Source organism: Gluconobacter vitians (genome assembly GCF_015244565.1).
GTDB classification, from domain to species: domain Bacteria; phylum Pseudomonadota; class Alphaproteobacteria; order Acetobacterales; family Acetobacteraceae; genus Gluconobacter; species Gluconobacter vitians.
The window spans coordinates 1-20,331 of sequence record NZ_JABCQG010000027.1 but is presented as its reverse complement, the minus strand read 5'-3'; the positions used below and the strand labels follow the sequence as shown (position 1 = coordinate 20,331).

Below are 20,331 nucleotides of genomic sequence, written 5' to 3'. Positions count from 1 at the left end.
AAGGAGTGGCGTGCAGTCGCGACCAGATACGAAAAAACAGCGGCGTCATTCCTTGCCGTCATACACATCGCTGCTGCTGCAGACTGGATCAAGTGCTAACAGGCCCTAGTTCTGGAATACGTTCAAGGTACTCTGCAACACAATCAACTGGTACAGCAATGTCAGTATCGATAACCGGATGCTTGCGAAACGCAAGTTCTGCGGCAGCCTCGCGAAGGGACCACATCTCCTGACGCTGCATGTCGCTCTGGGCGATCACCGCATCCGCAACAACTCCCCGCTCCATGGCGTCACCCAGCACTGTTTCCAGAAGCTCCCCCAACTCCTCGTTCCGCACGGTCGCAAGCTCCACGAGCAGAACCGCAGGATAGAAGTTCTCGAAGAACCGACGCGCCGTCGGCACGAGTTTTTCGTACCCGGCAACATAACTGCGGGACATGAATTCATAGGCCGTAACAGCATTGCCCGATGCATCCTGAAAGGCATTCAGAAGTGCCGGCGCCTCCCTCAGATCCTCTAGCGCAACAAGCGCCGTTGCGTGAAAAACCGGTCGGGGATGCAGTTTCAGTATGGCTGCAATGATGATCCCGAGCTGTCCTTCGGCACCGATGATAAGGTCACGCAGATCGAAGCCGGAATTGTCCTTCTTCAGGGCCGTCATCAGATCGAGGACGCGCCCGTCCGGCAGCACCACTTCAAGCCCGAGACAGAGGTCCCGCACATTGCCGTAACGCAGGACATTGGCGCCCCCCGCATTGGTGGAGAGAACGCCGCCGATCATCGCAGACCCAGCCGCGCCGAACGTCAGCGGAAACGTCAGACCATATTGACCAACGGCAGAGTCCAGCGCCGCGACAATGACACCCGCCTCGACCACGGCCACACGGGCATCACTCCTGATCTCGCGGATCCGGTTCATCCGTTCGATGGACACCAGAATGGAACCTGCTCCATAAGCCCCGCCATTGAGACCGGTATTTCCGGCGATCGGAACGACGGGAACATTATACTGCCCCGCAAGACGCAGGATAGCGGCGACTTCCTCACAGGTTCCAGGACGAACAACGGCAAGCGGCATACCCTCGAACTGGCCTGTCCAGTCCCGTGACCAACGATCCGTTGCCGTCCCCGTAAAGATCTGGTCTGACCCGACGATTGCCTGCAATCCGGTATGGATCGCCTGTATGCTGTCATCCATTTCCATCATCATTCCTGTCCTGAATTCACATTCTGCCGCATGCGGTAGCGATCCTCAGGACATTCCTCAGATAGTCGTCCGACACATCGAAGACAGTACGGACGCGCCGACTTCCAGCTGTCAAGCCCTCACCCTTCCCGTATTCTCAGAACGACACCATCCCGGATCGTTTCGTTCCGCAACTTGCCTGCAATCCTTCTTTGTAGGCCGGCAAGAGGTATAAGCTAAATAAATACCAAGAGGTCCAATTCTGATTATCATGATGGATTTAGAACGAGATTCTGCTGTTTGCATCCCTTATCGTTTCAGCATCACACCAAATTCCATGGCTGGAACGGAACTGCCGATATGCTGACGAAAAACGGTTATAAAATCCTTCTTCTGTCGGGCTGTGCGCTATACTTTCAGCCAACGCTGGCAGCATCCGGCGTGAAAAGCGGGAAATCCACTCCCACACATCATGCTCCCCGCGCCAGGGAAACCGCCCATCCGGCCCCCAAAGTTGTTCCCGCTCACAAGGACGAGTATATCTCGGTCCGCAAACAGGTTGTCGGCGCTAATGGCGTTACGAACACCACGCCGGGCGGCGGCCTGATGCCCGTGCAGAGCGCGGCGAAATCCGTCAGCGGCGTTTCACGGGATTACATTGCCAAACAGTCCCCGACAGCCAATGCCGTTACCCTCCTTGCGATGAGCCCCGGCGTGGTTGTCGCAGCCAATGATCCCCTTGGCCTCAGCGACCGCATGAACGTCTCCATCCGCGGCCTGAACCAGACCGAGCTGGGAACGACTTATGAAGGCATGCCCGCCGGCGACCGCCTCTATTACACGCCGTTCGCAACCGAATGGTCGGACACGGAAAACATCAGCAATCTCGAGGTGTCACAGGGCTCCCCTGATATTGATGCGCCGGTTTACAATTCAGTCGGTGGCCAGATCCGGGCCTCTGCGCGACAGCCTTCCCACAAGGCGGGTGGGTACATTGACCTGAGCGGTGGCAACAAATCCCTCAACCGGCAGTTTATCCGGCTCGACAGTGGCGAGATCGGACATACCGGCATCCGGAACTACACGTCTTTTTCCCACACGGAAGTGAACAACTGGCGCGGCTCCGGCAACACGAAGCGCTACCATGTCGACAGCCATTTCCTGAAGGAATGGGGACATAACAGCATTGCGCCGTTCTTCTCCTGGAACTGGATGCGTACGGACGTCTACACGAACCCTACTCTAAGCCAGTGGAACCAGTACGGTATTTCCTACAACTATGCAGGAAAATACTCCTACGGCACGTCCAACTACTACAAGCTGCGCTTCAACCAGCGGCAGAACGTCATCGCTGCCATTCCGACGCAGTTTGAACTGATGCCGGAACTGACATTCAAGATCACGCCTTACATCATGTATACGCGTGGCTTCATCAACAGCGGTGCGAATGTCAACGGACAGTCGATGTTCGTTGGAGACCAGTCCGTCGGAACGGTGCAGCTTCCGTACAGCGTCAACAATGTTGCGACTGTGGAAAACGTCGATGCCTATACCCAGGCAGCGGGCGGGCAGAACGCGACCCTGACATGGAAGCACAAGTTCAACACGCTTCAGGTCGGTTACTGGTACGATTATTTCGACCACAACGAAAACACCTCGTACACACCGGTCGAACCGAACGGCAACGTGATGAACGAATATGGCGGCAATCCGATCAAGACCTCTTCGGGAACGGTCATCGGAACCTATAACGGTCATCTCATCCAGCAGACAAACGCCCTTTTCATCAACGATACGATGAAATTCCTTGACGATCGCCTTGTGCTGAACGCCGGCTTCAAGGAAGTCATGGTTTCCCGCCATGCTACCAGCGCGATGCCTGGCCCGACGTATGCGGTCAACAAGAATGACGCCGAGCCCCTGCCACAGCTTTCAGCCAGCTATCGCATCACGCCCCATGACCAGGTCTATTTCAGTGCTTCGACCGCCTTCAAGGAACCGGCAGCGCTGAGCGCCTATGTCGACATTTACAGTGCCACAACGGGAAAGAAGACAAGCAGCCATTCGAGCAACCTCAAGCCGGAATACTCGATCTCCGAAGAAATCGGATATCGTCATTACGGCGTGGTCAACTTCTCGGCGGCGGCATTCAATTACAATCTGACCAACCGCCAGATTTCCAGTATCGTGTATGTCAATAACAGCCCGCAGTCCTTCTCGGTCAATGGCGGTGGCCAGACAATCCGTGGTGTTCAGGCAGAGCTAAGCCTTCCCGCATGGCATCACTTCTCCCCGTATATCTCGGGCCAGTATCTCCACTCCGAAATGGGTAACAATATTCAGGTCGGCAACGATTACCTGCCCACCAAGGGAAAAGCCGCTATCCTTGCTCCGAAATTCACCGGATCAATCGGCCTGAGCTACGATGACAGCCATTTCTTCGGAAACTTCACCTTCAATTACGTGGACTCTCAGTACAGTACCTTCATGAATGACCAGAGCATTCCGGCGTTCAAGACGGCAAACCTGTCCGCCGGCTACCGCTTCAAGAAAGTCGGCCCGGCCCAGCATCCGCAGATCCAGCTCAACCTGATGAATATTGGCGACGAGCATTACCTGTCCGGCGTCAACGGCATCGCAACGAACGCTCGCGCAACGAAGGGTATTTTCGGAACGTCCATTGCTGCCGGAACGCCCACCTATTACGTCGGCGGCGATTTTGCGGTTGCTTTCTCCCTGAGCTCCGATTTCTAACGGCGATGCAGATTTCAGCTGCCCCCTCGCCTGCCCGGCAAGACCTGAAGGCGGGGGGACACTGGAGCAATCCCTGGCTTGTTCTCGGGCTGGTTCTTCTGCCGGCGACATTCCTGATGGCCATCGACAAACAGGCGATGGTTGTCATGGCGCCCCTCATCCAGAACAGCCTCGGCTGCAGTCTGGGCCAGATCACCAATATCATTTCCGCTTATTCCTTCACCTACGCGTTCTGCCAGCTTCCGGCTGGCTGGGTGTGCCGCAGGCTGGGAGCGGCCCGGACCTATGCGTTGGCCTGCCTGTTCTGGTCCCTGGCCCTGCTGTCCACGGCATTTGCCAGCACGATTGCAGAGTTGATCCTATGTCGCGCGCTCCTCGGCATCGGACAGGCTCCTGACTGGACCGCCGCGCTCATCACCGTGCAGCAACGTTTCAGGCCTATCCATCGCTCTTCCGTCATCGCGATCCTGCTGGCAGCGCTGTCTCTTGGAGCCGTCGTTGGCGCGCCGCTTTCAGTCTTTCTCATGACATCACTGTCATGGCGTCTGTGTTTTGCGATCTATGGAACAGTCGGGATCCTGCTCTTCGGCATTCTTCTGTCCTATAGCCGGAACGTGGCAGAGCCTTCCGCGCCGCAGAACGAGGCCCTGGCAGAACCATTCGCCCTGTCACGCCTGTACACTATCGGGAGCGCCTATTTCTGCCTGATGGGAGTCGAAGGGTTTTTCCTAGCGCTGTTTCCCCTGTATCTGCGAAACACATTCCACCTGAACATGAGCCATGTCGGCTGGTATGTCTCCGCATCCTATTTCGTCATCCTGCTTTCAAAACTTTTAGGGGGCTTTGCCTCGGACATGCTGCTCCGCGCAGGCCTTTCGCAATGGCACGCCCGTGTTCCACTCGGGATCGCAGGATTGAGCGGAGGCACCATCTTTCTGGCCGTGGCGCTGCTGACGTCGAGCAGCGCAGCCATGCTTCCCCTCGCCCTTATTGCCGCAGCGTTTCTCGGGCTGGGTCAGGTTTCGATCTGGTCCTGTGTGCAGGAGTTTGGCGGGGCATCCACGGCGCAGGTGTCGTCGTGGACACAGTTTCTGGGGAATCTGTCCATTGCGGTGGTGCCGCTGGCCATGTCGTGGAGTGTGACGTTTCTGGGGAACTGGTGGCTGGCGGACGGGATTCTGGTGTTTCTGGGGGTGACGGGGATTGTGGCGCTGGCCTGTGTCCGGGGCCCCGTCAGGGCCTGAGGGTGAGGTCTCCGATCAGGAGGGCGACGGCGGCGCGGGTGGGTTCGATGACGGGGCGCTGGCAGATGTCTTCGAGATGGGGCTGAAAATGTGCCATGCCCGCGCAGCCCATGAGGATCGTATCCGCACCCTGATCGACGAGGCGTTTTGCCGCATCGATCATTCTGTCGAGCAGCGCATGGTCCGTTGCTCCGGCGGCGGTGGTGCCGATGCCGAGGCTGCCGGCATAGCGCTCTCCCACGCCCATCCCGCGCACCAGACGGCGCTGGCGGAAGACCGATTTTTCGGACAGGGCGATGATACCGAAGCGGTCTCCGCGGGTCAGGGCGTGCAGGATGGCGCTTTCTCCGATCCCGCGGACCGAGGCGCCCGACGTGTTTTCGCGCGCGCCTGCGACGCCCGGATCGCTGAAACAGGCGACCGCATAGGCTTCGGCCGGGTTGGCGCGGATGGCGCGCTGGACCAGGGGGGCGACTTCGTCCGCATCGCTCTGCAAGGCGACGCCGGGCGGCGCGTCGGGCAGGTCCATCACGTCAATCCGGAAAGGGGTGCGGGCGCGCATTGGGGCAAGTGCGGTATCGATCGCGCGCGTTACCTGAGACGAGGAATTGGGATTGATGACGAGAATACGGTCAGAACACATGGCGGGAGCAATCCTCGGGAACGGGCTGTGCTGGAAGGGCGGCGCTTTCGGGCAGGTGCCATTTATGGATCAGGGAAAGATAGGTGCCGTCCTGCTGGAGGGCTGAAAAAGCCCCGGAGACACGGCAGATGAAGGTGCTGTCCCCTCTGGGAAGGCCGATGCCCAGCGGGCTCAGATGGAAGGCCTCGCCCAGTGCCCGGAGCGTATGGCCGCTGGTTTCAACCGTCCAGGGAAGCGTCAGGCTGTCCTGCAAGGCGGCCACCACGCGGCCTTCACGGAGCTGGAGGCGCGCATCCGCCGAGTTTTCGGTTGCGAACAGGAGGACGGGCGGAAGGTGTTTTGCCACGCAGTTGCGGTCGCTCCAGGCCAGAAGCTCGGCGGGGACGGAGGTCACGCGGCTGGCGGCGACCATGCGGCCGCAGAGTTCCGGCAGGGTGGATGGCGCATGATCGTCCCCGGAGAGGGTGACGAACTGGAAGCCCGATTGCAGGTAATCGACGAAGGACACGCTCTGGCGCCGCAGGGGCGTATCCACCATGCCGTTGAAAAACATCCTGATCCGCCCTGTCAGAAGGGAGGGGATGAGTTGCGCAAAGCCTGTCTCGACCATCCGGGGGGTCATGCCCATCCGCTGGCTCAGGGCCGTTGCGAGATCGACGTCGAAGCCTTCGAGCACGCCCGTCATGGGGTCACGCATGTCGAGCGGCGGGTAGCTGGGATACAGGCCCAGCAGGAGATCCGGGGGTGCCGGAGCCTCGGCCCTTGCGGAACCGAGACCGAGCAGCGCCATGACCGCGAAGGAGCGCGCCACGACCCGCCGGCCCGGCAGAGACATGCCGAACGGGAGTGTGGCGCGGCGCATCAGCGGCGGGTCGGAAAGGTGGGCGGGACGAGCGTTTCCACGGACCGGCCCAGCCGGTCGCGCTGGGCGACGGAACCGACGATCCGCGCCTGTTCCTCGACCAGACGGGATGTTGCCCCTTCATAATCCATCGTCAGCACCCGTCCCTTCTCCACCACCTTGCGGCCCGCCACATAGACGGAGTGGATGGCGCGGTCATCGGCGGAGAAAATGAGCGAGCGCACCGGGTCGATCGAGGGGCGCATCATCGGATGCGACAGATCCACCAGCACCAGATCGGCCGGGCCGCCGGTTTTCAGGCGACCGATATCGTCCCGTCCGAGCAGCGAGGCGCCGACGCAGGTGGCGGCATCGAACACGTCACGCGTGGAGACGGCTTCGGGGCTCTGTTCCTGCACACGGCCCAGATAGGCCGTCAGACGCAGATCATCGAGAATGGTGTGCGGGTAGGTGTCCGTCCCCAGTCCGATGCGGATCCCGGCGCGTTTGTAGCGTCCGAAGTCGCGCAGGACGTAGCCGCGCCGGGCGAAGACCGTGGCGCAGTGTGCGACCGCGGCGTCCCGGCTGACGAGGATGTCGAGGTCGCGTTTGGTGTGCCAGGGCGTGGACGGGTGGTCGTCCAGAAAGATCGCGTGTCCGATGATGCTGCGGCTGGAGAGCACGCCCAGACTGTCGAGCCACTGGACGGGCGTCATGCCGTGGCGGCGGGTGATTTCCTGGAACTCGACGATGGACTGTGCCGCATGGGTCTGCCACGGGAGGTCCCGCTTTTCGGCGGCGGCAAACGAGGCTTTCAGGATTTCGGGCGAGCAGGTGTCGATCTGGGCGGGGACGATCATGCCGGACAGACGGCCCGATGCATCGGCCTGCGCTGCATCGACGGTTTCCAGCGCCTCGTCCATCGAGCGCTGTCCGCCGTCCTCGCTCCAGGTGTAGTCAACGGTATAGCCGTTCGTGGTTTTCCAGGCGGCCGAGCGGAACATTGGCCCCAGACAGACCCGGAGCCCGCTTTCCGTCGCGGCATCGAGCCAGCCGGCCCATGGCGTGGACAGGTCCACGACCGTGGTGACGCCCGAGAGCAGCATTTCGCTGTAGGCGACCCGGGCGCAGTCCGGTTTGCTGGCGGCGTCGGCGCGGAAGACCGGCATGTATTCGTACAGGGACGAATAGAAGAGGCCGGGCGAGCCGAGTTCGTCGAACATGCCGCGGCTCATGGGTTCCGTCGCCGGGTGGGAATGGACGTCCACCAGACCCGGCATGGCCATGAGGTCACGGCCGTCGACATCAACGGGAAGCGCTGCATACGCATCCGGCAGTTCCGATGCCGGACCGACGAAGACGATTTTGCCGCCTTCGATCACGAGGTCAGTGTCGGGCGCATAGACATGCCCTGCGCTGCGGTCATCCCACAGGACGGCCTGTCGCAGGCCGGAAATGCGGATCGGACGGGCGCTCATGATGCGGTCGATCCGCCGGCTTCGCACGCCTCGAAATGACGGGCGATCTGTTCTCCGGTGGCGATCCAGACGTCACGGCATTCGATCGTGTAGGTCAGGAAGTGGCGCAGAAGGCGCAGGCGCATCGGGCGGCCGCTGACGAGCGGGTGCAGGACGGTGCCGACCATGGCGCCCCAGGCGCGGGTTTCGTCCAGTTCGTCCTTCCACATGGACAGGACATGTTCCTTCGGGAAGATCGAACGCGCACCGAAACGGGTGCTGAGGCCGTGCATCCAGTCGTCAAAACAGGAGGATGGCGGGAGTTCGACGACGCCCGGAGAGAGGTCCGGCAGGACCTGACGGTAGGGGCGCACATCGTCGCGCCATGAGCTGGAATAGAGCATGCCTTCGCGCTTGAGGGCGGTGCGCAGTTCGTCGCAGCTTTCGCCATAGGGCGCCCTGTAGCCCACCGGACGGACGCCATGCTTGGCCAGCGCCTCGAAGCCGCGTGCCAGTTCGTCTTCGATATGGGGCGATCCGGGATCGGGCAGCAGGTGATGATAGCCGTGATGGCCGACTTCATGGCCGTCCCGCAGGACGCTTTCCACCATCGCGGGGTAGGCATCCGCGGCCCAGCCGGTTGTGAAGAACGTGGCTTTCAGGTCCAGTTCGCGCAGCAGTTCGAGGACCTTGGGCAGTCCGACGCGGGCTTCATAGCCGCCATAGGACATCGAGACGAGCTTGTCCGCGTGGGACGGGTCCTTGCTGGTGATGGCGCTTTCGGCATCGATGTCAAAGGACAGCATCATTGCGGCCCGCATGCCGTGGGGCCAAGGGAATTCCGGAGCCGGTCCTGCGAGATTCGAGGGGCGGATCGGAACGTCGTCGTAGCTGCGAATCATGGGGTATCTCCGCTTGGAAAGTGTCAGGCAGTTGATTTCTTGCCGAGAACGGCGGCGAGGAAGGCGCGTGTGCGCTCCTCGCGCGGGGTTCCGAAGAAGTCGGCGGTCGGAGCATCTTCCAGGATGACGCCGCCATCCATGAACAGGATGCGATCGGCGACTTCCCGGGCGAAAGAGAGTTCATGGGTGACGACCAGCATCGTCACGCCGCTGGCCGCGACGCTCTGCATGACGGCCAGGACGTCGCCCACGGATTCCGGATCGAGCGCGCTGGTGGGTTCGTCGAACAGCATGACGGCAGGTTTCAGCGCCAGGGCGCGGGCGATGGCGACGCGCTGCTGCTGGCCGCCGGAAAGCTGTGCGGGATAATGGTTCGCGCGATGCTCCAGCCCGACGCTGCGCAGAAGCTCCAGCGCTTCGTGTTTCACGTCCGCAGCCGGGCGTTTCTGCACCCGGACCGGGCCTTCCATGACGTTTTCGAGGGCTGTCATGTGCGGGAAAAGGTTGAAACGCTGGAAGACCATACCGGCCAGCCGTCTCTGACGGGCGATATCGCGGGCACTGCGGGGAACAAGGCGCCCGTTGCGTTCCTGATGCCCGAGCAGTTCGCCGCTCATGACGATCAGGCCGTCTTCCGCTGTTTCGAGCTGGGCGATGCAGCGTAGCAGGGTCGTCTTGCCTGAGCCGGAGCCGCCGAGGACGCAGACGACCTGACCGGGCGGGATGTCGAGCGACACGCCGCGCAGGACGGGGTTTGCGCCGAAGGATTTGTGCAGGTTCCGGATCCAGATCGCAGGTTCGGTCATGCGGATTTGCCTCGCGAAAAGCGGCGTTCGAGCAGGTGCTGCAGCGGCGAGAGGACGGTCACAGCCGCCAGATACCAGAAGCCGGCGACGATCAGCAGTTCGATCACGCGTGTGTTGGCGTAATAGATCGTCTCCGCATTGTGCAGGACTTCGGGATACTGGATGAGGCTGGCGAGCGAGGTCAGCTTGATCATGTTGATGAATTCGTTGCCCAGTGGCGGGATGACCGTCCGGAAGGCCTGCGGGAAGATGATGCGGCGCATGGCTGTCAGGCGCGTCATGCCGATGGCGGATGCGGCTTCGTACTGTCCGCGATCCACGCTCTGGAAACCGGCGCGGAAGATTTCGGCGATATAGGCGGCCTGATTGAGCCCCAGACCGAACAGGGCCGAGAGGAACGGCGTCATGAGATCGACCGTCCGGTACGAGCCGATGCCCGGCAGGGTGACATGGGGGAAGATCAGCGCGAGGTTGAACCAGATCAGCAGTTGCAGGATGACCGGAACGCCGCGGAACAGCCAGACATACAGTCCCGAGACAATCCGGGGCAGCCATACCGTGGACAGACGGCCCAGGGCCAGAATGATGCCCGCGACCATACCGAGTGCCATGGCGCATACGGCCATCAGCAGCGTGGCGCCCACACCGCGCAGAATGGAGGGCACGAACAGGAACTGCCCGACATAGCGCCATTCGATCTGCCCCACGGCGAAGGCATGGATGATCCAGGCGCACAGGGCGAGCAGCACGACGCCCGAGACGATCTGTGTCCATGCGATATGTCTGCCGCGCGGAAGGGCAAGAAGCCGGGAAGACTCTGTCGTTCTGGTCATGGCGTCGATCCGTCTGAGTCTGTGTCGGGAAGTGCCGCGTCCTGAAGGGACCAGCGCTGGAGAAGGCGCGCATAGGTTCCGTCTGCCCTGAGATCCGCGAAGGCGTGGGCGACCTGAGCCTTAAGGGCCGCATGCCCCTTGGGGAAGGCCATCGACAGAAGCATGCTCGACAGGGGATTTCCAAGCCTGCGGAAGGCGTGATGGGTGATGTCGATGAAATATCCGACCGTCTCGCCCCCCTGCACCATGGCGGCGACGCGCCCCTGAAGAAGCTGTATCCGGGCATCGGCCCCGCTTTCGGACGGGTAGAACACCATCGCGGGACGTCCCTGCGCCTCGCAGTGGTCGTGACTCCACTGCCGGATCATGGTGGGGAAAGATGTAGCGCGGCTGGCGGCGAGTTTTTGTCCGCACAGCATCTCCGGGCTCTGGACGTCGCCCTGTGACAGGACAAGGACCTGTGCGCCGGACTTGAGGTAATCGAGGAAATCCAGAAAGGCGCGGCGTTCGGGACGGTCGGAAAATCCGCTCAGGATCATGTTGGTCCGGCCGCTCTGGACGGAAGGGATCATCTGGGGGAAGGCCGTCTCGACCCATTGTGCCTTTACACCCATACGGGCCGCCAGGGCGTTTCCGAAATCGATGTCGAAGCCGGTCAGGCGGTCCGTGACCGGATCGCGGAATTCGAGGGGCGGATAGATCGGATTGACCGAAATCCGGAGCACTCCGGGAGCTGCCTGCGCGGCCCCCACCTGTCCCAGAAAGAGACAGGCCGTCAGAGACAGGAGTGTCCGGAATTTCGACGTCATCAGCCGATTTCGTCCTCCGGGTAGACGACGCCCGTCTGGCTTGTGATGCGGGTATACCATTGTGGCCGGCGGTGCGCCTCGAAGTTGAACATCTTGGTCTTGCCCTGCTGGCAGAGATCAAGATCACAGTCGGCGACAATCACTTCATCGGCAAGGGTCGTGGTCTGGGCCACGATCTGGCCGTTCGGATCAACGATGCAGCTTCCGCCGATCAGGCAGGACCCGTCCTCGTCACCGGCCTTTGCCACGGCTACAGCCCAGCAGGCGTTCATATAGGCATTCGCCTGCACCACGAGCTGCGCATGGAAGGTGCGCAGATCCGCGCTTTCGGTATCGCCACCGTTCGGGTCGTAGGCGGCGGAGTTATAGCCCACGCAGAGCAGTTCCATCCCCTGCAGGGCGAGCGTGCGCCAGGCTTCCGGCCAGCGGCGGTCGTTGCAGATCATCATGCCAATGAGGGCATCGGACCATTCGGCCCCTGCACGATAGACCGGAAAACCCAGGTCCCCGTATTCGAAATAGCGCTTCTCGAGCTGCTGGAATTTCGCGCCGGGCCGGGGCTCGACCGAACCGGGCAGATGGACCTTGCGGTACTTGCCGAGGATCGTGCCGTCACAGGCAACGATGATGCTCGTGTTGAAGCGCTCGCCTTCGGGCGTGAGCTCCGCGTAGCCGACATAGAAGCCGATGCCGAGCTCCCGGGCGCGGTCAAACAGCGGCTGCACTTCCGGATTGGGCATGGAGCGCTCATATTCCTTCAGCAGCTCATGGCCTTCGAGCAGCCAGCGCGGAAAAAACGTCGTAAACGCGAGTTCCGGATAGACGACGAGAGTGGCTCCTTTCGAAGCGGCCTCCTCCAGCAGCGCAATCATGCGCCTTACCGTGTGGCTGCGCTCATCCGCCTTCTGTGTCGGCCCCATTTGGGCTGCGGCAATCCGAATGATCCGTCCCATAGTCATTTTCTCTCGTCCGGGTCTCATTATGGCACGACGGCGAACCCCTTCGCACACCGGCCGGTCATAAATTCATTGCCATTTTGTTTCGGTTAGCTCAATAATCCGGCTAATCAGATATCCCACCTCCATATTCAAAAAACTTATAGATGAACCTTCGCCAGATCGAAATCCTCCGGGCGATCATTCGCCACAATACAACCGTGGCGGCCGCGCGCGTTCTGGGGCTGTCACAGCCTGCGATCAGCAATGCCATCCGCACGATGGAGGATCAGGTCGGCTTCGCACTGTTCCAGAGAGTCAATAACCGGATCTATCCTACCCCTGAGGCCACGATCATCGTGGATGACGCGGAAGCGATTTTCGATCTGCATGAGAGGCTTGAGGGCCGGATCCAGGATCTGCGGGACAGCCGGGCCGGGCAGCTCAGGCTCGTGGCTACGCCGCCCATCGGGTATGGCATGCTCGCAACCGCGATCCAGCGCACGCAGTCTCTTCGGCCAAAGATCCGGACGTATTTCGACGTCCGTCGCTATGAAGGGGTCATTAACAGCGTGGAAAGCCACAAGGCGGAGCTTGGGTTTGCCCTGGGGTTCAGCGGGAAACCAGGTCTGGCTTCAGAGGTTCTGTATCGTGGAGAGATGGTCTGTGTCATGCCGCCGGGACATCCGCTTAGCGAGCGGCGGCAGATCCGGCCCTGGGATCTGCGGGACTATCATTTCATCGCGCTGGAATCCGGTACCAAGCTCGGAGAAGCCACCCGGTCCGCCTTCGATCAGGAAGACGAGGGTTTCACTTTCTCGGCTGAAGTCCGGTATGCCAATACGGCCTGCACCCTTGCGGAAGCCAATGCGGGGGTCGCGATCGTGGACCCCCTGACGGCGTCATCGGGGCGCTTCAGGCTCGTCAGCCGCCCCTTTGCACCGTCCATTCCCGTGGCGGCCTATGCGATATGGTCCGAAAACCGCTCGCTTTCGCGACTGGGGCGCTTTTTCCTTGAGCGCGTCCGCGAGGTTGTAGGCGATCTTCCGAAAGACCTCTGAGCGTCACGAGAAAGAGACGACTGCACCGCGGGGCGAGCCGATGATCTCGTCGTCACGCATGACGGCCTGGCCGCGAATGACCGTCATGACGGGCCAGCCCGTGCAGGACATGCCGGCAAAAGGTGTCCAGCCACAGGGGGACGTGATCCAGCTTTCCTCGATGGTCCGACGGTGCGCGAGATCGACGATCGTGAAGTCCGCGTCATAGCCGGGGGCGATATGGCCCTTGCCGATGGCGCCATAGATGCGCGCGGGGCCGGCCGCCATCAGGGCTGCCATACGCTCAAGCGGCAGGCGACCGGCATTTACGTGATCGAGCATGATCGGAACGAGCGTCTGTACTCCTGTCAGTCCCGCCGACGTCAGCGGCCAGGGGCGTTCCTTGGCTTCGCGGGAATGGGGCGCGTGATCGGAACCGATACAGTCTACATCGCCTGCGTTGACCGCTGCCCAGGAGGCATCGTAGTGGCGCTGGTTCCGGATAGGCGGGTTCATGATGGCGTAGCCGCCGAGACGATCGTACACTTCCGGCCCGACCTGCGTAAGGTGATTGACCAGAACCTCGACCGTTCCGATATCCTTGAAATCGCGCATATAGGCGAGTTCCTCGGCGGTGGAGACATGCAGGATATGGGTTTTGCGGCCTGTCTTTCGCGCCAGGGTCATCAGGCGCCGGGTGCCGAGAAATGCACATTCGACGTCCCGCCATTCCATATGCTTGCGATAGGGCTGGCCGACGGAAAAGAGCTTTTTGCGTTCCTGAAGACGTGTCTCGTCCTCGGAATGGTAGCAGACGCGGCGGGTGCCGTTGCGCATCAGGGCTTCGAGACTGGCATCGTCATCGACGAGCAGATCGCCTGTCGATGAGCCTGCAAAAACCTTGATTGCGCAGACATTGTCCTGAACTTCGAGCGTATCCAGCGTGTCGATATTCTTCTTTGTCGCCCCGACATAAAGCCCGATATCGCACCAGCTTTTGTTGGGGATCATGGCGCGCTTGCGGTCCAGCACCTCTTTGGAAACAACCGATTCAGCCGTGTTGGGCATGTCGAATACGGTTGTCACGCCGCCGAGGATGGCGCCTTTCGTGCCATCATGGATGGTCTCGACGCTGGCGTTTCCTGGTTCGCGAAGATGGACATGCGGGTCGATGATACCGGGCAGAATATGCAGGCCGGTGCAGTCGATGACTTCGGTGGCTTCTGCGCGACCGAGATCTCCGATGGCGACGATTTTTCCGTCACGGCAGCCGATATCGGCGCGTTCCTGCGATGAGGTGACGACAGTCCCGTTTTTCAGGATGAGATCGAAATGGTCCATAAAGGTCGCCCTTGCCTGCTCTGCGAATAATATCGGGTCAAAAAATACTCCATGGCGCGCGCGGGTGCGTCCAGTGCCTCCTCTATCGGCAGTTGGGGGGTAGTATCACGCCTATGAATAGCCGGTCCGGATATCCGATATGCCAGTGCGGGAAACTTCTTTTATACAGAGTGTCAACAGACCGGCTTGCAGGGGAGAGATCGTGTCGACTGTCGACAACCGTATCGGGTTCGTACGGGGGGCATTTGTTCCTCTTCGTGAGGCCGTCCTTCCCGTCATGGATCGCGGGTTTCTTTTCGGGGATGGCGTCTATGAAGTGACGGCCGTCATCGAGGGCCGTCTGGTGGATAATGACCATCATCTCCAGCGTCTGAACCGTTCACTGGGGGAGATCGGCATTGCCAATCCGTTCAGTACCGGGAAATGGACCGAAATTGAAACGGAGATCATGCGGCGCAATGAGCTGCGCAACGGGCTGATCTATATCCAGGTCAGCCGGGGCGTGGCGGAGCGTGCGTTCCAGTATGCGGAAGGTCTCGAACCGACCGTGGTGATGTTCCCGCAGTTCAGCAAGGTCCAGTCCAATCCGATCATCGAGACCGGCGCGAGGATCATCACCGTGCCGGATCTGCGCTGGGCGCGGCGCGACATCAAATCCACGTCGCTTCTGGCGCAGGTCATGGCCAAGCATGCCGTCAAGCAGGCCGGCGTCAAGGAAGCCTGGATGCTCGATGGTGACATCATCACGGAAGGCGCGTCCTCGACGGCGTTCATCGTCACGCGTGGCAATGAACTGGTCACGCGCAATCTTTCCCGAGACATCCTGCCGGGCATCACGCGCAGGACAGTTCTTGAAATCGCGAAACGTCATGGCCTGACGATCGTGGAACGGCCTTTTTCAAAGGCGGAAGTCCTGGAGGCGAGCGAAGCCTTCTATACGAGCGCCTCGACGATTGCTGTGCCCGTCATCGAAATGGATGGCGTGTGCGTCGGCGGGGGCGTTCCCGGACCGGTCTTCCGCAGTCTTTATGACGCCTATCTGCAGGACGTCATGACGCTGCCGGCAAGCATTTCCTGAAAACCTTTTTCAAGACAGGACCATCAACAATGTCGATTACACGTCTGGATCCCCATGAGCGCCTCAGCGGCGCTGTCATCTGCAATGGCATGATCCATTTCGCAGGCCAGGTGACCACGGATGAAACGCTGGACACCGAGGGCCAGACGATCAACGTGCTTAACCAGATCGACAGCCTTCTGGCGCAGGTGGGAAGCCGCAAGAGCGACATCATCTCCGTACAGATCTTCCTGACGGATATTTCCGAGATTGGCGCAATGAACCGTGCGTGGGACGCCTGGCTCGATCAGGATGCCAAGCCCGCACGCGCCACGGTGGAAGCCCGTCTGGCTGATCCGGCCTGGAAAGTCGAAATGACTCTGGTCGCGCGCCTCGGATCCTGAGACACTATTAAAACTCATACCGTCCCGCGGAGCTTCCATGCGTATTCTTTCAGCCGATGAGACACGACAGGCACTTCCTTTCCGGCCACTGATCGGCGCCCTGAAGACTGCCATCGCGGAATATCGGGATGCTTCCATCATCTGTCCGGAACGCCTTGTCGTGCCAACTGCCGACAAGCATGGGACCGTCCTGTCTATGGTAGCCTACGGTCCGGACATCATTGCGCACAAGCTTCTGACCATCTTTCCGGATAATACGGCGCTTCCTACGCTTCAGGGGCAGGTTACCTGTCTGGACGGGCGGGACGGACGTTTCCTGTTTGCCATGGACGGGATCACTGCGACCGAAAGACGCACGGCGGCGGTCTCGATGCTCGGTCTGTCTTGCTTTCAGCCGCCCCGGCTTGAACGCGTCCTGCTTGTCGGGACCGGTGCCCAGGCCGCCGTTCATCTTGAAGCACTGAACGAGCTTTATCCAGGCCTATCCGTTTCGATACGGGGACGTAACACCAAGCGTATCCAGTCATTGATAGAAGGTCCTTATCCCGCGCTTCGGATAGAAGCCGAACGAAACACCGCAGACCATTATGATGCTGTCATCACCGTGACCAGCAGCCGCGAAATCCTTTTCGACAGAAGCGCCTCGCCGGAAACCCTGGTCATTGGCGTGGGTGCGTATCGTCCGGACATGGTCGAGATCGGCCCCGGGATTGTGCTGGGCAGTCTCTGTGTTGTTGATGACCCTGTTGGCGCGCCCCATGAAGCGGGAGACATTCTTCAGGCTGGAAAAGACTGGTCCGAAGTGGCATCGCTCGCGGATTTTCTTGAGAAAAGACCTGTGGGGCAGGAACCCGTCTTCTTTAAGAGTGTCGGCTGTGCAGCCTGGGATCTCGCTGCCTGCAGACTGGCCATGCAATCTCTGTCAGGCGCACTGGATATTTAGCCGTCAGATCGCCCTGCCCGGTTGAGTAGGCAGGGCGATCGAGTCAAGGTTGTTTTCCGGGCTGGAGCCTGATTGCAAAACTGCTGGTCAAGCGACCAGATTTATCCGATTGCGATCGCGTTTCGGGGCCACAGATCTGTAAATGAGGTCAAACCGGCGCGCTGCCGCGCCATATTCTGCCAGATTTTCGGCTGCCCGGAAGCATGCATGATGCCTCGGGCAGCCGGGGGCACCGGCCAGCGTGTTCTGCCAAGTCAGAATGTGGAGTTCAGGCGAAGGTAATAGTAACCGCCGTTATATCCCATCTGATTGGAGTAATCGTCATAGATTTCTGCGCCAGCATAGGTTCCGTCAGCAGGCAGACGACGCGGTTTCATGTCAAACAGGTTGTTGGCACCTACTGCGATATGAATCTTGTGCGTGGCCTGATATCCGAATTCCGCATTGGTGACCCAGACCGGCGTGTTGGCGAACGGGTAGAACACAGAGTTGGAGTTTGCATAAGGTCCAGTCCGATAGGACTTCATGTCCTTTGTTTCACCCCAGCGCATCTCCTGAATGAAGACATCGAAATTGCGATATTTCCAGCGCGCTGACATCATGATCTTGCTGCGCGGGGATGTCGTCGTGAGGTAGGAAATCGTCTGGGCCGTCAGAAGCGGATTACCGTTCGTGTCGTTCCCCAGATGGGTCAGGCGTGTCCGGTTCAGGGAAAGACCCAGATCCCAGTTGATCGTTCCCATCTGGTGCAGATCAGTCAGATAATTTGCAACGATATCGAGGCCCTGTGTGCGGGTACTTGCGCCATTGGAATAATAATGCGCAGTCACGGATGACGGTGCAATCGTACTTGGCACCTGAATGCCCATCTGTTCGATGGCATCTACTGCCTGTTGTCCGGAATAGCTGCCACCATTGATGATTCGATCGCGGATATTGATCTGGTAAACATCCGTCGTGATGTTCAGGTTCTTGACGGGGCGCAGGACAAAGCCGCCACTGGCATTGGTCGAGAATTCCGGCTTGAGGGGAATGGCGCCCAGTGCGGATGCCGCGGCGGAAGCGACGGCCAGCTGGCCACCCGCATAGGTTGGCGCCACACCCAATGTGGAATAATGTTCCTCGGCCAGGGTTGGTGCCCGGAATCCGGTGTTAATAGCGCCACGGATCGCGAACCATTTCGTGAAGTCGTAGCGCACGGCGATCTTGCCCGTCTCGGCGTTCCCCGCATCCGTGTAATGCTCGAAACGCCCTGCAAAATCGATATCCAGACGTTTCACCGGCTTTACATCAACATCCACATATCCCGCATAGACGTCGCGATACCAGGATCCGGCATTGCTCGGTGACAACCCGACAAGCGCCTGTGAACCGGAGCCATAATATGAGGCATAGTCGCCGGCCGTCATGGTGTAACTTTCCATGCGGTGTTCGGCACCGAACGCCAGATGCAGCGGTGCAGCCAGCAGCGGAACACGGATTGCCCGATGGAAATCAATATTGTTGGTCCACTGGGTGGACTGGAAAGAACGGAGATTGAAACTCGTCGGCGTCCAGCCATAGGTGGCCAGATAGCTCAGATTGGCTGAATCGTGCTGACGGAGATGGAAATTATCCGCACCATAGGTCGTGCTGATATCCCAGCCAAAGCCGAGGAAATTGTCGCCTTTCAGGCCGACCGTCGCTGCGTAGTCATCTTCATCGGACGTATCGACCGGCGCAAATCCCCACGGATAGTAGGACGGAAGTGTACTGGCCACGCGAAAATACTGCGGCGACTCACCATGGCGGTGTCCGTAGATCACGTTGCCGTAGAAATTCGCGGCCCCACCGAACAGATCCTTGCCCCAGTTGATGGCGACGTTCACGCGGGTCTGGTCCGGCTCTCCTTCCTGATTGAAATCCTTGCGTCCGGTACGGTTGTCAATTGCATCACGCGAAGTCAGGTCGTTATGTTTGAAATCAAGGCCGAAATGAAGGAATCCATCGTCGCCGAGACTGATGCCATGATCTCCCCGTACCTGGTAGGTAAAGCCGTCCCCCGGATAGGTGGCACCGGCCAGCGCCTGCTGCGATCCACCATGCGCACCCTTTTTGAGGATGATGTTGATCACACCGGCGATTGCATCCGATCCATACTGTGCCGCAGCGCCATCCCGAAGCACTTCGATATGATCGATCATGCTCATCGGGATCATGTCGATATCGACAGGCGTTTCACCGGATTCCGGACCTGAATCCGAATTGATGTTCGCCGTAGTGTGACGACGCTTGCCGTCGATCAGGATAAGGACCTGATCTGGATTGAGGCCGCGCATCCGGATTGAAGAGACAAAAGCAGCCTGATCCGTCTGATGGGCCTGCATGTTCAGTGAAGGATTGGTCAGAACCAGCGCATCCCCCAGATCCCCCTGCCCCGTCTGGGACAGCTGCCGGGCATTGATGACGTCGATCGGGCTCAGACTGTCTGTGACTTTCCGAGCAAGACCACGGGAGCCCGTCACGATGATCTGTTCGTTTGCGGAATGCGGAGATACTGCTTCTGCTTTATGCGATATTACACGGGCACGGGCAGACGATGGTCCTGACGTGGACGCATGCGCACTTCCGCTGGTCTTTTTCTGGGTCCCCTGAACTTTTTCAGGTTTCTGAGCCGTCTGGGCTGAGGCGGGCGCACACCACAGAAGTGATATACCGGTTGTCGCCAGAAGGCCCGACATCCATTTGCTGCGACAGATCGTGTTCACGTGCTTTCCTCCCGGGCAATCACAACCGAACCAGAACCGGCCTCCAGGGACAGCATCCTGATATGGTTTTGTTTTTTCATCGTTACGATATGAAATTTTCGTCAAGACACATGATGTCACCTTCCGAAAATCCTACGGAGATTTCCTGTCCAGGTATGAATTCTTCCTGATTTTCGGATGTGAGGCGTGCAGTCATGTTTTCGCCCGCTACACAGAGGCTGATACGACGATGCGTTCCGAGGAAGAGCACATTTTGTACACGTCCCGTCATGACATAGAGAGGTGGTCCCCATTTTTCGGACAGGGCAATAAGCTATAATCCGACCTGAGAGAGGACGGGTTTTATGGGCAAGGTTACGCGCAAGAGGTATGCGGCGGAGTTCAAATCA

18 protein-coding genes and 1 pseudogene are annotated in these 20,331 nt (G+C 59.8%); 7 read left to right on the top strand and 12 right to left on the bottom strand.

The genetic code is table 11. The features are described 5' to 3' along the window. Window positions 1-99 (top strand): annotated as a pseudogene (locus HKD24_RS13685) (IS5-like element ISMex42 family transposase); the annotation flags it as partial. On the opposite strand, the gene HKD24_RS13680 reads toward HKD24_RS13685, so the two are convergent. Beyond that, window positions 89-1,198 (bottom strand): FAD-binding oxidoreductase, encoded by a 1,110-nt coding sequence (locus tag HKD24_RS13680; protein WP_194260771.1) that lies wholly within the window; start codon window positions 1,196-1,198, stop codon window positions 89-91. The pseudogene HKD24_RS13685 and the gene HKD24_RS13680 overlap by 11 nt on opposite strands. A gap of 348 nt (window positions 1,199-1,546) precedes the next feature. On the opposite strand from HKD24_RS13680, the gene HKD24_RS13675 reads away from it, so the two are divergent. Together HKD24_RS13675 and HKD24_RS13670 are read left to right on the top strand one after the other, a co-directional pair. Continuing rightward, on the top strand, window positions 1,547-3,940 hold the full coding sequence (locus HKD24_RS13675; RefSeq protein WP_194260770.1) for a TonB-dependent receptor: 2,394 nt from the start codon (window positions 1,547-1,549) through the stop codon (window positions 3,938-3,940). A 5-nt stretch (window positions 3,941-3,945) separates the two neighbouring features. Beyond that, window positions 3,946-5,184, top strand: a complete 1,239-nt coding sequence (locus HKD24_RS13670; protein ID WP_194260769.1) for an MFS transporter — start codon at window positions 3,946-3,948, stop codon at window positions 5,182-5,184. Here the strand turns inward: HKD24_RS13670 and HKD24_RS13665 are convergent. The 8 genes from HKD24_RS13665 to HKD24_RS13630 are packed head-to-tail and all read right to left on the bottom strand — an operon-like array spanning window position 5,174 to window position 12,428. Then, complete coding sequence (locus HKD24_RS13665; protein ID WP_194260768.1) at window positions 5,174-5,827, bottom strand: aspartate/glutamate racemase family protein; 654 nt, start codon at window positions 5,825-5,827, stop codon at window positions 5,174-5,176. The two genes, HKD24_RS13670 and HKD24_RS13665, sit on opposite strands and share 11 nt — an antisense overlap. Beyond that, the gene (locus HKD24_RS13660) at window positions 5,817-6,689 is read right to left on the bottom strand and encodes a transporter substrate-binding domain-containing protein (protein WP_194260767.1); all 873 of its coding nucleotides are present in this window, start codon (window positions 6,687-6,689) and stop codon (window positions 5,817-5,819) included. Before HKD24_RS13660 ends, HKD24_RS13665 begins: the two co-directional genes overlap by 11 nt. Beyond that, on the bottom strand, window positions 6,689-8,146 hold the full coding sequence (locus HKD24_RS13655; RefSeq protein WP_194260766.1) for an amidohydrolase family protein: 1,458 nt from the start codon (window positions 8,144-8,146) through the stop codon (window positions 6,689-6,691). The genes HKD24_RS13660 and HKD24_RS13655 overlap by 1 nt, the downstream gene beginning before the upstream one ends. Beyond that, a complete protein-coding gene (locus tag HKD24_RS13650) occupies window positions 8,143-9,027 on the bottom strand; it encodes a polysaccharide deacetylase family protein (protein ID WP_194260765.1) in 885 nt (294 codons plus the stop codon). Before HKD24_RS13650 ends, HKD24_RS13655 begins: the two co-directional genes overlap by 4 nt. 23 nt (window positions 9,028-9,050) lie before the next feature. Then, window positions 9,051-9,833: an amino acid ABC transporter ATP-binding protein gene (locus HKD24_RS13645; RefSeq protein ID WP_194260764.1), complete on the bottom strand. Its 783-nt coding sequence runs from the start codon at window positions 9,831-9,833 to the stop codon at window positions 9,051-9,053. Continuing rightward, window positions 9,830-10,666 carry an amino acid ABC transporter permease gene (locus HKD24_RS13640; protein ID WP_194260763.1) on the bottom strand — a complete coding sequence of 279 codons (837 nt, stop codon included), beginning with the start codon at window positions 10,664-10,666 and terminating at the stop codon, window positions 9,830-9,832. The genes HKD24_RS13645 and HKD24_RS13640 overlap by 4 nt, the downstream gene beginning before the upstream one ends. Continuing rightward, entirely contained in the window at window positions 10,663-11,475 is an 813-nt protein-coding gene (locus HKD24_RS13635) for an ABC transporter substrate-binding protein (RefSeq protein WP_194260762.1), read from the bottom strand. Before HKD24_RS13635 ends, HKD24_RS13640 begins: the two co-directional genes overlap by 4 nt. Further along, window positions 11,475-12,428 (bottom strand): N-carbamoyl-D-amino-acid hydrolase, encoded by a 954-nt coding sequence (locus HKD24_RS13630; protein ID WP_194260761.1) that lies wholly within the window; start codon window positions 12,426-12,428, stop codon window positions 11,475-11,477. Before HKD24_RS13630 ends, HKD24_RS13635 begins: the two co-directional genes overlap by 1 nt. A 149-nt stretch (window positions 12,429-12,577) precedes the next feature. On the opposite strand from HKD24_RS13630, the gene HKD24_RS13625 reads away from it, so the two are divergent. Beyond that, window positions 12,578-13,471 (top strand): LysR family transcriptional regulator, encoded by an 894-nt coding sequence (locus HKD24_RS13625; protein ID WP_194260760.1) that lies wholly within the window; start codon window positions 12,578-12,580, stop codon window positions 13,469-13,471. 3 nt (window positions 13,472-13,474) lie between these two features. Here HKD24_RS13625 and HKD24_RS13620 read toward each other — a convergent pair whose 3' ends face one another. Beyond that, window positions 13,475-14,791: a dihydroorotase gene (locus tag HKD24_RS13620; protein WP_194260759.1), complete on the bottom strand. Its 1,317-nt coding sequence runs from the start codon at window positions 14,789-14,791 to the stop codon at window positions 13,475-13,477. Between the two features lie 202 nt (window positions 14,792-14,993). Between HKD24_RS13620 and HKD24_RS13615 the strand changes: the two genes are divergently transcribed. Genes HKD24_RS13615 through HKD24_RS13605 form a run of 3 tightly spaced genes read left to right on the top strand, consistent with a single transcriptional unit; the run spans window position 14,994 to window position 17,195 of the window. Further along, window positions 14,994-15,869 carry a D-amino-acid transaminase gene (locus tag HKD24_RS13615; protein WP_322783331.1) on the top strand — a complete coding sequence of 292 codons (876 nt, stop codon included), beginning with the start codon at window positions 14,994-14,996 and terminating at the stop codon, window positions 15,867-15,869. A gap of 29 nt (window positions 15,870-15,898) precedes the next feature. Next, window positions 15,899-16,252 (top strand): RidA family protein, encoded by a 354-nt coding sequence (locus tag HKD24_RS13610; RefSeq protein ID WP_062494166.1) that lies wholly within the window; start codon window positions 15,899-15,901, stop codon window positions 16,250-16,252. Window positions 16,253-16,289: 37 nt separating this feature from the next. Next, window positions 16,290-17,195 (top strand): delta(1)-pyrroline-2-carboxylate reductase family protein, encoded by a 906-nt coding sequence (locus tag HKD24_RS13605; RefSeq protein WP_194260757.1) that lies wholly within the window; start codon window positions 16,290-16,292, stop codon window positions 17,193-17,195. Window positions 17,196-17,449: 254 nt separating this feature from the next. On the opposite strand, the gene HKD24_RS13600 is transcribed toward HKD24_RS13605, so the two are convergent. Together HKD24_RS13600 and HKD24_RS15615 are read right to left on the bottom strand one after the other, a co-directional pair. Further along, window positions 17,450-19,699, bottom strand: coding sequence for a TonB-dependent receptor plug domain-containing protein (locus tag HKD24_RS13600; protein ID WP_322783330.1), 2,250 nt, complete (start codon window positions 19,697-19,699; stop codon window positions 17,450-17,452). A 325-nt stretch (window positions 19,700-20,024) separates the two neighbouring features. Beyond that, window positions 20,025-20,213, bottom strand: coding sequence for a TOBE domain-containing protein (locus tag HKD24_RS15615; RefSeq protein WP_194260756.1), 189 nt, complete (start codon window positions 20,211-20,213; stop codon window positions 20,025-20,027). Between the last annotated feature and the right edge of the window lie 118 nt (window positions 20,214-20,331).

Excerpts from the sequence above, each read along its gene's own strand:
- HKD24_RS13610 (WP_062494166.1), top strand. The coding sequence starts at position 15,899 with ATGTCGATTACACGTCTGGATCCCCATGAGCGCCTCAGCGGCGCTGTC.
- HKD24_RS13620 (WP_194260759.1), bottom strand. The coding sequence starts at position 14,791 with ATGGACCATTTCGATCTCATCCTGAAAAACGGGACTGTCGTCACCTCA.
- HKD24_RS13660 (WP_194260767.1), bottom strand. The coding sequence starts at position 6,689 with ATGCGCCGCGCCACACTCCCGTTCGGCATGTCTCTGCCGGGCCGGCGG.
- HKD24_RS13605 (WP_194260757.1), top strand. The coding sequence starts at position 16,290 with ATGCGTATTCTTTCAGCCGATGAGACACGACAGGCACTTCCTTTCCGG.
- HKD24_RS13645 (WP_194260764.1), bottom strand. The coding sequence starts at position 9,833 with ATGACCGAACCTGCGATCTGGATCCGGAACCTGCACAAATCCTTCGGC.
- HKD24_RS13625 (WP_194260760.1), top strand. The coding sequence starts at position 12,578 with ATGAACCTTCGCCAGATCGAAATCCTCCGGGCGATCATTCGCCACAAT.
- HKD24_RS13680 (WP_194260771.1), bottom strand. The coding sequence starts at position 1,198 with ATGGATGACAGCATACAGGCGATCCATACCGGATTGCAGGCAATCGTC.
- HKD24_RS13640 (WP_194260763.1), bottom strand. The coding sequence starts at position 10,666 with ATGACCAGAACGACAGAGTCTTCCCGGCTTCTTGCCCTTCCGCGCGGC.
- HKD24_RS13655 (WP_194260766.1), bottom strand. The coding sequence starts at position 8,146 with ATGAGCGCCCGTCCGATCCGCATTTCCGGCCTGCGACAGGCCGTCCTG.
- HKD24_RS13675 (WP_194260770.1), top strand. The coding sequence starts at position 1,547 with ATGCTGACGAAAAACGGTTATAAAATCCTTCTTCTGTCGGGCTGTGCG.
- HKD24_RS13635 (WP_194260762.1), bottom strand. The coding sequence starts at position 11,475 with ATGACGTCGAAATTCCGGACACTCCTGTCTCTGACGGCCTGTCTCTTT.
- HKD24_RS15615 (WP_194260756.1), bottom strand. The coding sequence starts at position 20,213 with ATGACGGGACGTGTACAAAATGTGCTCTTCCTCGGAACGCATCGTCGT.
- HKD24_RS13670 (WP_194260769.1), top strand. The coding sequence starts at position 3,946 with ATGCAGATTTCAGCTGCCCCCTCGCCTGCCCGGCAAGACCTGAAGGCG.
- HKD24_RS13630 (WP_194260761.1), bottom strand. The coding sequence starts at position 12,428 with ATGGGACGGATCATTCGGATTGCCGCAGCCCAAATGGGGCCGACACAG.
- HKD24_RS13650 (WP_194260765.1), bottom strand. The coding sequence starts at position 9,027 with ATGATTCGCAGCTACGACGACGTTCCGATCCGCCCCTCGAATCTCGCA.
- HKD24_RS13665 (WP_194260768.1), bottom strand. The coding sequence starts at position 5,827 with ATGTGTTCTGACCGTATTCTCGTCATCAATCCCAATTCCTCGTCTCAG.